An 11,822-nucleotide genomic window follows, 5' to 3' on the forward strand; every position below is an offset into this window, starting at 1 on the left:
GCTGCCGGCAAAACCGGCGGCTGCTGTTTACTGAGGCAGTATGATGGCGTTGACCTTTAACCCCCGCTCAGCCACCGCATCATCCACCATTTCTTTGGTAATTTTTCCCCGCGGCCGCGGATGGGGCGGAGCGTCGCCGATAAGGATTATCACCTGCTCTTCCGCTTCCCAGGGGAATTTTACCGCAGCCTGGTACAGCGCTTCGTAGACCGCCTCGGGGATATCCCTGCCGCCGGAAACGGTAATGGCGTTGAGATTCCGCTGGAACACGGTAAAGTCCTCGGTAAAGGGAAATACCTTGTTGAGGTAATCGTCGTAATAATCCTTGTACAGAACCATACCGATGCGGAAACGGTCGTATTTCCCGACCATTTCCTCAAGCATGGGAATGAGCATCCGCCGCACAGGATCAATATCATCCTTCATGCTGGCGGTGGTGTCCAGACAGAGAACCAGATCAAGGGTTTTCCCGTTTATCGTATCCAGAATAGTTTTAATCTTGTCCACCAGATCATCAGGCCCCATGGACCAGACCAATTCTCCCTGGCCGGCGGCGGCGATCTCGGTAAAGGCATCCACCGTATCCTTCATGAAGTTGCCCTCCGGCGGCCCTTCCTGGGGCCGCTGAACCACCTGGACCGTAAAGGGATTATCCGCGAAGGATCCGCGGTAGTCCCCGTAGGGAAGCTGGAAAGCCCGGATATTGAGATAGGTGCCGTCCACCACGTAGACCTCACCGTGCCGGGACCAGGAATACCCGTATTCCAGAATATTGGGAATATATATATGGAAGGCTTCGCCGAACTGCGGATCAGGCTCCGGTGTTGAGTCGATGAGGGACCAAATTCCGCTGTCCCGTGAAAGGGGTTCCCCGTTGAGCAGCCGGATTTCATCTCCGTTGACAGGGTTCCACTCCTGGGTACGGTAGGCGTAATTGTCGGCGCTGCGGTTGGGATCACGGGTGGACTCGGTGATCAGTACCGAGGCGATTCCCGGTTTCTTTCTGATAAAAAGATGAAACCCGCCGTCCACCCGCTGTTCAATCCTGAGATCCGCCGGACCAATGGTAAGGTCCTGCGCCTCCAGGACGCCGAGGGAGAGAAAAAATACGGCAAAAAACGGAATCAGACTTTTTTTATTCATATTATAACTATCGGATATATTCTTCCCGCACTTAGCCTTTTGCCTGCGGCTTTAAATTATGCTATAGTGAAGTGTATCACAGAAAAAAGAGGAAATTATGTACGATACCATTATCATCGGCGGCGGTCCCGGGGGATATCTCGCCGCGGAACGGCTTGGCCATTTTGAGAAAAAAGTCTTATTAATAGAAGAAAACTACCTGGGCGGTACCTGTCTCAACGTGGGCTGCATACCGACCAAAACACTTATCAATTCGGCTAAACAGTACGCCCATGCCCAGGATGCCCGTAAATTCGGGATCACCATCCCGGAGGTGGCCTTTGACTGGGGGGCCATACAAAGCTGGAAGAACGAAGTCGTCGATAAGCTGAAAAGCGGCGTGGCGGCCCAGATGAAGCGGTTTTCCGTGGAAGTCATGGATGGCCGGGGAGAAATCGCCGCGGCCCCGTCCGGAACAGCCCCCGGCAAAGTCCGCGTCACCGCTCCGGACGGATCGGTTTCGGAAGCCGAAGGCAGAACCATCCTTATCGCGGCGGGCTCGGCGCCGGTGATGCCGCCCATTCCCGGCACAGCGGGGAATCCCCTGGTAATGGATTCGTCGGCCCTCCTTTCAATCAAGTCGGTGCCGGAAAAACTCGTTATCATCGGCGGCGGGGTCATCGGCGTGGAATTTGCCAGCCTTTTCTCCGCCCTGGGTTCCCAGGTGACGGTTATCGAAATGATGGACGACATCATTCCCTTCATGGACCGGGAACAGACACCCCTGCTCCGCAGGGCCATGCGGAAGGTCGATTTTAAACTGGGATGCAAGGTCGAAAAGATTGAAAACAGTACCGTGCATTTTACCGGTAAGGACGGAACCCCCGGAACCGCCGACGGGGACGCGATACTCATGGCCGTGGGCCGGAAGCCCGTAATCACCGGCTGGGGGGCGGAAAACGCCGGCGTATCAGCGGGGCCCAAGGGTGTCACCGTGGATGAATTCATGCGTACCGGGGCTGAAGGTATCTGGGCCGCCGGGGACGTAACCGGCAGGAGCCTCCTGGCCCATACGGCGTACCGCATGGCGGAAGTCGCCGTCACGGATATAGTCAGGTTCCTGGACAGCAATTCCGGCCTCCAGCCCGACGCCATGAACTATGCCGCCATTCCCTGGGCCGTGTACGGCCTTACCGAAGCGGCGGGTATCGGCATGACCGAACAGGACGCGGAAAAACAGGGAATTACCGTACGCAAGGCGTCGGTGCCCATGCGCTTTTCCGGCCGGTTCGCCGCGGAAAACACCTTTGCCGGCCAGGGAGCCGTCAAGGTGATCGCCGACGCGAAAACGGAAAAAATCATCGGCATCCACGCGGTAGGAGCCTACGCTTCGGAATTCATCTGGGGCGGCGCGCCGATTATCGAAGGCGGCCTCACCATCAGCGGCGTCAAAAAATTCATCTTCCCCCACCCCACGGTATGCGAACTGATCCGGGACGCCCTCTGGGAGCTTCCCGGGTAACCCCGGTATACGGGTACCGCCAAAGAAGCATGGGGATACCGGGTCCGGGGGTCCTGTCTGATGAGAGGGTGTATGGCACGTGTCCTTTGGACACGACGCGTCGGCCTGCGGCCTCGAAAGCCGCTCATACCCCCTCTCATCAGACACCCCGCGTTACCGGTAAGCACCATGCTTCTTTGCCGGCTCTGCGGGATATACCGGGGCTGCCCGAGTGGTAAAAGTTTTGGGTATGTGAGAATGGGTTTGGGTTATGGTATTGCCATTGCCCGTGAAAGCAACCCTTCCCCGGGAACCCGAAGTGGGGGTAGCGTAAGACTTGCCGCCTGCGGCGCCAAGTCTGGAGCGAGGGGGAGCAGCCCTCTTGGCCGGGCAGTACCGAGCCGGTTAAGCCGGAAAGTACCCGGCCGTAATGGTAACGCCGGGTGTCATAGAAGAATGGGTTTGAGCGACTTTCGAGGCCGAAGGCCGACGAGGAGCCAAACCCATTCTTCTATGACAGGCCCCGCGGAACCGGTTTCCTCCGGGTGCTTGCCGGATTGTCAGACTCGATGCTCCCCCATATCCTGGATTTTATTACGAAAAAACCGTACTTTTATACTATGAGATCACCAAAAGAAGTATCATTGGATAACAAAATCATCAGCGCGGTTTCCCAGTTTTCCCTCACCGGAAAAGCCGAGGAAGCGGCGAAGCTCATCCTTGGGGATGACGAAATCCAGGCCATGCAGGAATACGCCAACGTGGTTTCCATCAAGCGCCTGAATTACAATGACCATGGACCGGTCCATATGCGGACCGTTGCGCTCAACTGCGTCATCATGTCGGGGCTCCTGAAAAAAGCCGGAATCACCACAAGCCTGGAGCGGGAGGAATGCGGAACCTTTGAGGACAGCCTCGTGGCTATGCTGCTTTCAGCATCCCTCCATGACCTGGGTATGACCATCGGCAGGCAGGACCACGAACTCCACAGCGCCTATCTTTCGTACCCCATAATCGACCGGATTCTCAGGGAAGTATACCCCGACGATATTCAGATGCGGGTCATTGTCCGCTCCCTGGCAATCGAGGGAATCGCCGGACACATGGGCGGCAGGACCGTACATTCCCTGGAAGCGGGGGTCATCCTGATCGCCGACGGCTGCGACATGAAGAAAGGCCGCGCCCGGATTCCCATGGCTATCGCCAACGGGCCCAAGGTCGGGGATATCCATAAATATTCCGCCAATTCCATTGAGGACGTACTGCTGTCCGAAGGAAAGGAAAAACCTATCCGCATTGAAGTGCTCATGTCCAGCGAAGTGGGCCTGTTCCAGGTGGAAGAGGTGCTCCTGGGCAAAATCGCCGCCAGCACCGTAAAAAACTACGTGGAACTCTACGCGGTGGTGGAAAACGGAGCGCCCAAGCGGTATATGTAAAAAATACATTGAAATAATTTAATGCACATGACAAATGTCACTTTTTATGATATAAAAATATATCTTTTTTGATATAAGAGGAGGCATTTGCATGAAACTTTCTAAGAAAATTTGTTTAACGGTATTGGTCCTGCTGGCAGCCCTGGTATTTTTCGCCTGTGACAACCCGTCCAACAGCAAGCCGGATATCAGTGAAGGATTGGATGGGACAAAATGGGAATGTAAATTCTCAGAGGGCGGTTTTAATTTGATAGAAATTCTTGAATTTTCAACAAATACAGTAAATGATATACTTATGGCAGACATACCTGGTTATGGTAAAGAAAAGATTTCTGAAGATACATACAATTATTCATACTCCCCTGCTACGAGAACGGGTACAATTAATGAAATAATTCCTATTACAATTACCGACAATGAGATACTGAAAGCCACAGGCAGCACCAGAGAATTTACATTAGTATATTAGTTCTAAAGTTTTTTATCAAATCTTTATAAACCGCCGGACTAATCATCCGGCGGTTTTTTATTGTCATTGACAAACTATTTTCTTTTTAATAAATTAGTTAAGTAGATTTAATTAAATACGCTTAATTATTATTTGAGAAGACCTATGAACCTGTTCCGAACCATCAGTGATTTTTACTATGATATCACGCTCCATGAACTGCGGCTGATGAACCGCAACACCCTGTACCCGGATATCACCTACAACAGCCTGCTGTACCTGGATATTATCGCGTACAAAAAGAAAACCACCGTCAGTGAACTCTCCGGGACGCTCCACGTGTCAAAATCCGCGGTCACCATCAAGGTGAACGAACTCGTAAAACAGGGGCTGGTCGAAAAGGTCCAAAGCCCCGATGACCGCCGGGTTCACTATATTTCGGTAAAACCGGAAGTACAGAAGGATTACGAACTGTACAACCGTAATCTCAGCAATGCCGTCAAAGCCCTGCAGGACCGGTACCCGGAAAAGGATATTACCCTTTTCTGTGAAATGCTCGGCCTGGTCAGGACCCATTATATTCAGGAACCGTAGTATGAACGCCCTTTCCCAGAATTTTTCCTTCCCCTCGCTCCTCAGGTTTGCCCTCCCCACCATAATCATGATGGTATTCATGTCCCTGTATACCATGGTGGACGGTGTATTTGTGTCCCGGCTCATCGGCACCAAAGCACTGTCCGCGGTAAATATTGTGTACCCCCTGATAAACTTTGTGGTTGCCGTGGGGATCATGCTCGCCTCCGGCGGAAGCGCCATCATCGCCAAACAGATGGGGGAAGGCCGCGCCAGGGAAGCGAATGAGAATTTTTCCTTTATCACCGTTGTGGGTATCCTCATGGGTGCCGTACTCAGCATCCTGGGGTTTATTTTTATTGAACCCCTCCTGCGGCTGCTCGGCGCCAATGACGCTATTTACGGGTACTGCTACGACTATACCCGGATGCTGCTCTTTTTCATCGTGCCATCCATTATGCAGATGCTCTTCCAGTTCTTTTTTGTTGCCGCAGGAAAACCGAATACCGGACTGCTCGTTACCGTAGCAGGCGGAGTGGCCAACATAATCCTGGACTACGTTTTTATTGCCCTGGCCGGTATGGGGATCCGGGGAGCGGCGTTGGCAACGGGAATCGGCTATTCGATTCCCGGTCTGTTCGGGCTGATTTATTTCACCGCCAAACGGAAGGGAACCCTGTATTTTGTAAAACCCAGGTTCCGGCCGGCGGTGCTGTTAAAAACCTGCACCAACGGCGCCTCGGAAATGGTAACCAATATTTCAACCGCGGTGGTTACGTTTTTATTCAATATAATTATGATGAACTACCTGGGCGAAGACGGCGTGGCGGCGATAACAATTGTACTGTACGCCCAGTTCCTCCTGACCTCCCTCTATATGGGATATTCCTCAGGGGTGGCCCCGGTGATCAGCTATAACTACGGCAAGAACAACCACCGGCAGCTTAAGAAGCTCTTCAGGATAAGTATGGTATTCCTGAGCGTCAGCTCCGTCCTTATGTACGTCCTGGCGCTGCTCCTTGAGAACAGTATAATCACCATCTTTACCGCCCCCGGAACCGAAGTTTTTGCCATCGCGGAGAACGGGTTCCGTCTTTTCGCGTTCGCGTATCTCTTTATGGGGATCAATATTTTCGCTTCATCCCTTTTCACCGCCCTTTCCAACGGGAAAGTATCGGCCATTCTCTCATTTCTCAGAACCTTCGTATTCATAGTCCTGGCCATAGGTATCCTTCCGCGGGTAATCGGCATAAACGGGGTATGGCTCGCGGTTCCGGCGGCGGAAGTCCTGGCGATTGCTGTTTCATTGTTTTATATCCATACATTAAGAGGCCGGTACAAGTACGCCTAGAAATGAAAAATATCTTACCCTGAAGGCGGGTCAGCGGTGTCCGCGTCCGCTGCTGCGGGATGCAAAGGCAGGCCCCGCAGAGAAAATCCCGCGCGCCTCCCGCGGGGCTTTTTAACTCCGCAGAACCGTTAATTAACCGGCAGCCGCGATTACGCAGAAAACATACAAAACAATTTTTTCGTGTAATTTCTCCAAAAGGTGCTATTAATATGATTATGGCATTCTTTCAGGATCCCATGGATGGATTCTATTCGTGGGAAAAAGCATACCGCGGGGGAAACTATGAAAGGAAAACTGATATCTATTGGGCTTTTGGGTATTGTCCTGGTAATTATTCCGGTGCTGGTCAGCTGCGACACAGGAACCTCACCAAGCACGGAACATAAAACGGAACTCCAAGGGGTGATTGAGACTGCCAATACCGCAAAAAACGGAGTAACTGCCAGCGCCGACGGGAATGATGTGGAAGATACTGATTATTGGGTAACACCGCAGGAAGCTGCGGCATTGCAGATAGCTATAACCTACGCAGAAACAGTTTTCGGGAATGAAAGCTCAACACCGGCGGAAATAAATAACGCGAAAACCGTACTGGAAACCGCTCTTGAGCTTTTTAATTCACAGAAAAAGCCGGGAAAGAAAGCTTCACCGAAAGTTTTTACAGGATTGACACTGTCTTATAAGAACAAACTGGAGGCACTGGCCCATACTAATGTTTACTGGGATGACGATAAATCCCTTGCACACGTGGCGGCTGGATATTTTTACCCCAAAACAATCTTCTCAGCACAACCGCAGGACCCGCCGATCGGCTCGGCGCTGCTGGAGAACGCGCTTCGTGGCGGTTCATCCGGGATTACCGTAACAGCAGAATACGATTCTGACACACAGAAAGATTATTATACCTTTGTGAAAACAGACAGCAATATCAGTAACATAACCGCGGTACTTCCGGCTGGGTCCATATCCATAGAGGATCATCCCAGTATTCATGTGTCGGAAGATTTTACGGTCTATTATACATACAGCGGCGCGTGGCGGTACTACGCCGAATAAGGCGTCCCGCTTTGGCTGCCGCGGATAGCGGCAGACGGCCCGGCTTCCGCCGGGCCGCATATCGGAAAAGCTATTTAGCCACCACCCGGGAGTAGCGCTTCTTGCCTGCCCGGAGGATGAGTTCACCGTCGCCGTCAAGCCGGTCCTCGCCGATGGTGTCGGCAACATCTCCGGCGGCGGACAAGGTATCGGTTCCTCCGGCGGCGGAAACAAAGGCGCCGCCCTGCTGCACCAGCCGCCGGGCTTCGCTTTTTGAGGGAGCCAGGCCCGCGTCGGTAAAGAGATCCACCACATTGTACCCCGCCGCGAACCGTGCCCGGGGCAGCTCCGCGGTGGGCATGGCGGACTTGTCGCCGCCTCCGCCGCCGAAAGCCGCCCGCGCGCCGGCCATGGCTTTTTCAGCCTCATCCCTGCCGTGGATAAGGGCGGTAATCTCAAAGGCCAGCCGTTCCTTCGCTTCGTTGGGATTTTTTCCGGGAGCGGAGAGAGCCTCGCATTCCTCAACGGGAAGAAAGGTAAACATCAGCAGGAACTTCTTGACATCCGCGTCCTGGACATTCCGCCAGTACTGGAAGAAATCATAGGGACTGGTAATGGACGGATCCAGAAACAGGGCGCCCTTTTCGGTCTTGCCCATTTTCTTGCCGTCCGCGGTGGTGACCAGAGGGAAGGTCATGCCGAAAACATCCGCCCCTTCGATACGGCGGATGAGCTCGTGGCCCGCCACGATATTGCCCCACTGGTCATCCCCGCCGATCTGGAGGCGGCAGCCGTGGCGGCGGTACAGTTCGAGGTAGTCGTAGCTCTGGAGGAGCTGGTAATTGAATTCAATAAAGGAAAGACCGGTTTCCATCCGCATGCGGTAGGATTCAAAACTGAGCATCCGGTTGACCGAAAAATGGCTCCCGATTTCCCGGAGAAAATCTATGTAATTGAGATCCGCCAGCCAGTCTTTGTTGTTGACCCATTGGGCCGTTTTCCCGTCAAAGCCGATAAACCGGTCGAGCTGGGCGGCGATGGCCGCGGTATTGGCATCGAGCTGTTCATAACTCAGCATCCGGCGCATTTCGGTTTTTCCCGAGGGATCGCCGATGCGGGCGGTTCCGCCGCCGATAAGGGCAAGCCCGTTATGCCCGGCAGCTCTGAGATGGCGCAGGGCAAAAAAGGGAACCATGTGTCCGATATGCAGGCTGGGGCCGGTGGGATCGCAGCCCACATAAAACGTGACGGGACCTTCGTCCATAAGGCGGGACAGTCCTTCCACGTCGGTACACTGCTGGAAGAACCCGCGGCTTTTCAAATTTTCAAGCGCCGAATTCATCATTCCTTCCTTAAAGTACAAAATTGCGAATTTGCTCCCGCAGTATAGCCTGTTGCCGGATGAACCGCAAGGAGGGGGAGCACCGAGCCTGACAATCCGGAAAGCACCCAGCGTTACCGATGCGGAGGGGTGCTTTCCGGCTTAACCGGCTCGGTGCTGCCCCGGTCAGGAGGGCTGCTCCCCCTGGCTCCAGCCTTGCCGCAGTATGTGTGGCGTTTTGCTCCGCAAAACTCCCAAAAGACTTGGCGCCGCAGGCGGCAAGTCTTACGCTACCCCCACTTCGGGTTCCTCGGCAGCGGCTGCCGGTTCCGGAGGTACGGCACCACAACGGAAGGGTCTTATCGTACTGTAATCCCGCTCAGGCCGGTTTGTGTTTTACCGCTCTCCGTTCAAAAAACAGGAACACAGCGATAAAAATACAGGCCGCCGCGGGAAAGAGGATAAACCAGCGAAAGGCCGCGTCAATTCCGAAGTATTTGTACAGATATCCGCAGAGCATATTTCCCGTGACGTAGCCCAGGCCGTTGACCATAACCGTTTTGCAGGCGTGGGCGGTGGATGCGCACGCCGGCGGAACCGACAGCGCGAGGCATTCGGTGATGGCCGGCCAGATTACGGCGAAACTCATTCCCCCGATAAACTGTCCCAGGATCAGAAATACAATAGAATCCGACGCCAGCACAACCCCGTACCGGATTATTTGAATAATAAAGGAAATAAGAATCAGAGCAGGCAGGGATATTTTTTTTATCAGCATGCCGGTAATTTTATACGCGAGAAATTCACCCGCCATGGAAGCGGCCACAATCCACGCGGTGGCGGATGTGGAAAATCCGTGCTGCTGCATCCTGATGGGAAGGAACTGGGTAAACACGGATTCAGCGGCGCCCCAGAAAAAAAGGCAGGCCATGGAAAAATAAAACATCCGTATGGTAAACAGCGTCTTCAGCTGGAGCGATTTTTTCCCGCCGGGGCGGACATTTTCCCGGTCCGTCACCGCGGGTATGTTCCGGTGGTTAACCATCACGAAAAACGACAGTACCATAAACGCGGGAACAATAACCTGAACGCCGAAACGCTGTATCAGGTAACCGGAAACAATAACGCCCAGACCGTACCCCAGGGGGCCGGTGTTGCGGTACCGGGAATACTCACTGGACGCGCCGGTCTTTTTGAGGCTTGTCACAAGCAGTTCATCAATCACCGTGCTGAAGGGACCCAACCCCACGGCGAATAACACCACCGAAAGGATAAGCACGGGGAAACTGCCGCGGCCGATTGTTCCGATCCCGGCGGCGCCGGCGATGGAGACCGCCGAAAGGATATACAGTAATTTGCGGACATAGCCCAGGCGGTCTATCAGGTAACTGACAAGCAGCGCGGAAACAACGGTGAACCCGAAATAGACGCTCCCCGCGTATCCTATCCGGAGACCGTCGAGCCCGATGCTTTCGTAATACAATCCGAGGAAAGGATTGATCATCGCGCAGGCGGACCAGAAAATAAAATAAAACCGCCCGTAGACAGACGGGGTAGCTGGCTGTCGGCTCCGGTAGTCCATGGCTGAATAATACGTATTAAAACGAAAAGATTACAGAGGCCTGGGGCTCATCCCCGGGCTTTCCAAGCTGTGTTTGATTCCTTTCTCAGGGTATGATCCGTCGTCATAGGTGAAGTTCCGAGAGATATCTCTGTCATCACTTGTTCACTATTTCATAGTATGAGAAATAAGGAAGTGAAAACAAATACCGGAAACACTTATAAAGATAAATGAGACAGTCCTTTTTCTGAATACAAACAAGGCCGGGAAACATTCCCGGCCTTTTATTGGATGGATTATCCCAAAAAACTACTGCGGAGGAAGCTGGGGCAGCTGAACACCCCTAGCATCAACGTATACATGGTTGCTGGGCATGGTAAATGATACCTGGACTACATCCTGTGGGTCCTGTGTTGAGAAGTCTATGGATGTTCCGCCAACGAACAGTTCGGTAAGCTCAAACTGTTCAGCGGCCTTTACATACACCGTTACCGGGTCACCCTCCTTAGCATACGGAGGATCAAAATAGAAATACCCTATAGAGGGATCCCACATTCCGTCATTCCGGTAAATCATGTAATGATTTTCAGGAAGTTCCTTAAATGTTACCGCCAGGGCAATATCCTTGGCGGGCATGTTGAACGAAGGAACCGGAGGGGAGGAAAAAGGCGCTGTCAGCGTACTACCATCAATCTTGATAGTGTCCAGTACATACTGGATGTAATGCGGGTCGTTCAGTGTCTCAGGATCAGGAGTCATACCTATTTTGGAAAAGGGGGTTACAAAAATGGTAATGGTTGATCCGCTGAAAGGCTTGCCCATGCTATTATTACGTGATGAAAAAACAAACATGTTTCCTTTACTTTCAATATAGGAATTATAAGTAATAGTATAGGCGTCACCGGTATCAACGCTGTAATAGCGGCTCCAGAATGATGCTCCCGAAATAGTCTTTGCTTCAATCCGCACATTGTAGACAACATTTTCAACAATACCGTTATCTATTGTGGCCGAGCAATCTTTAACAGGTCCGAAAGAATCCGATATCGGCCCTCCGTCCCAGTAAGCGTAATGTACCGTATAGTCCGCAACTCCCTGGTGGGGGTTCCAGTTGACTGAAAGGCTTGTGGTACTTTCCTCGAATGTAACAGTGACTCCGCCGGCAAACTCTGTAGATTCCGGCGGTTTGATCTCCTCTTCCGGCGGAGACACCCCTCCGGAACCCTGTTCAGGCGGAGAAGAGCCCCCGGTGACATTGGAACAGGCCAGAAGCAATATTCCTGTGAAAACCGTGATGAAAAATACTTTAAAAAAACCTTCTTTCATGTATACCTCCCCATTTCTTCTCTCCGTGTCTTCGATAGGGATCGTTCCAAAATATCTGCTGCTCAAAGCTCCGTAACTCACATAGATATCGTCGATATCTGTCCCTTCACCGCATGCCACGGCACTGTCTATAATAAACAATTTTCTG

Annotated in this window: 10 protein-coding genes; 6 read left to right on the forward strand and 4 right to left on the reverse strand. The window is 52.6% G+C overall.

Annotated features, from left to right (window positions below; all coding sequences use genetic code 11):
* Positions 1-27 precede the first annotated feature (27 nt).
* Entirely contained in the window at positions 28-1,143 is a 1,116-nt protein-coding gene (locus tag JFL75_RS09935; RefSeq protein ID WP_215626529.1) for a vWA domain-containing protein, read from the reverse strand.
* Between the two features lie 97 nt (positions 1,144-1,240).
* On the opposite strand from JFL75_RS09935, the gene lpdA reads away from it, so the two are divergent.
* The 6 genes from lpdA (at position 1,241) to JFL75_RS09965 (ending at position 7,487) form a co-directional block, all read left to right on the forward strand.
* Complete coding sequence (gene lpdA, locus JFL75_RS09940; RefSeq protein ID WP_215626530.1) at positions 1,241-2,644, forward strand: dihydrolipoyl dehydrogenase; 1,404 nt, start codon at positions 1,241-1,243, stop codon at positions 2,642-2,644.
* Positions 2,645-3,267: 623 nt separating this feature from the next.
* Positions 3,268-4,059 (forward strand): phosphohydrolase, encoded by a 792-nt coding sequence (locus tag JFL75_RS09945; protein WP_490337723.1) that lies wholly within the window; start codon positions 3,268-3,270, stop codon positions 4,057-4,059.
* 91 nt (positions 4,060-4,150) lie between these two features.
* A complete protein-coding gene (locus tag JFL75_RS09950) occupies positions 4,151-4,528 on the forward strand; it encodes a hypothetical protein (RefSeq protein ID WP_215626532.1) in 378 nt (125 codons plus the stop codon).
* Between the two features lie 144 nt (positions 4,529-4,672).
* Positions 4,673-5,101 (forward strand): MarR family winged helix-turn-helix transcriptional regulator, encoded by a 429-nt coding sequence (locus JFL75_RS09955; RefSeq protein WP_215626533.1) that lies wholly within the window; start codon positions 4,673-4,675, stop codon positions 5,099-5,101.
* A gap of 1 nt (position 5,102) precedes the next feature.
* A complete protein-coding gene (locus JFL75_RS09960; RefSeq protein WP_215626534.1) occupies positions 5,103-6,431 on the forward strand; it encodes an MATE family efflux transporter in 1,329 nt (442 codons plus the stop codon).
* Positions 6,432-6,893: 462 nt separating this feature from the next.
* Positions 6,894-7,487, forward strand: coding sequence for a hypothetical protein (locus JFL75_RS09965; protein WP_215626535.1), 594 nt, complete (start codon positions 6,894-6,896; stop codon positions 7,485-7,487).
* Between the two features lie 70 nt (positions 7,488-7,557).
* Here JFL75_RS09965 and tyrS read toward each other — a convergent pair whose 3' ends face one another.
* The 3 genes from tyrS to JFL75_RS09980 all read right to left on the reverse strand — a co-directional run bounded on the left by tyrS (position 7,558) and on the right by JFL75_RS09980 (position 11,815).
* Positions 7,558-8,808 carry a tyrosine--tRNA ligase gene (gene tyrS, locus JFL75_RS09970; RefSeq protein WP_215628756.1) on the reverse strand — a complete coding sequence of 417 codons (1,251 nt, stop codon included), beginning with the start codon at positions 8,806-8,808 and terminating at the stop codon, positions 7,558-7,560.
* A 358-nt stretch (positions 8,809-9,166) separates the two neighbouring features.
* Complete coding sequence (locus JFL75_RS09975; RefSeq protein ID WP_215626536.1) at positions 9,167-10,369, reverse strand: MFS transporter; 1,203 nt, start codon at positions 10,367-10,369, stop codon at positions 9,167-9,169.
* A gap of 288 nt (positions 10,370-10,657) precedes the next feature.
* The gene (locus JFL75_RS09980; protein WP_223292817.1) at positions 10,658-11,815 is read right to left on the reverse strand and encodes a fibronectin type III domain-containing protein; all 1,158 of its coding nucleotides are present in this window, start codon (positions 11,813-11,815) and stop codon (positions 10,658-10,660) included.
* Positions 11,816-11,822 lie beyond the last annotated feature (7 nt).

This window comes from Breznakiella homolactica (genome assembly GCF_016616095.2).
GTDB lineage: Bacteria > Spirochaetota > Spirochaetia > Treponematales > Breznakiellaceae > Breznakiella > Breznakiella homolactica.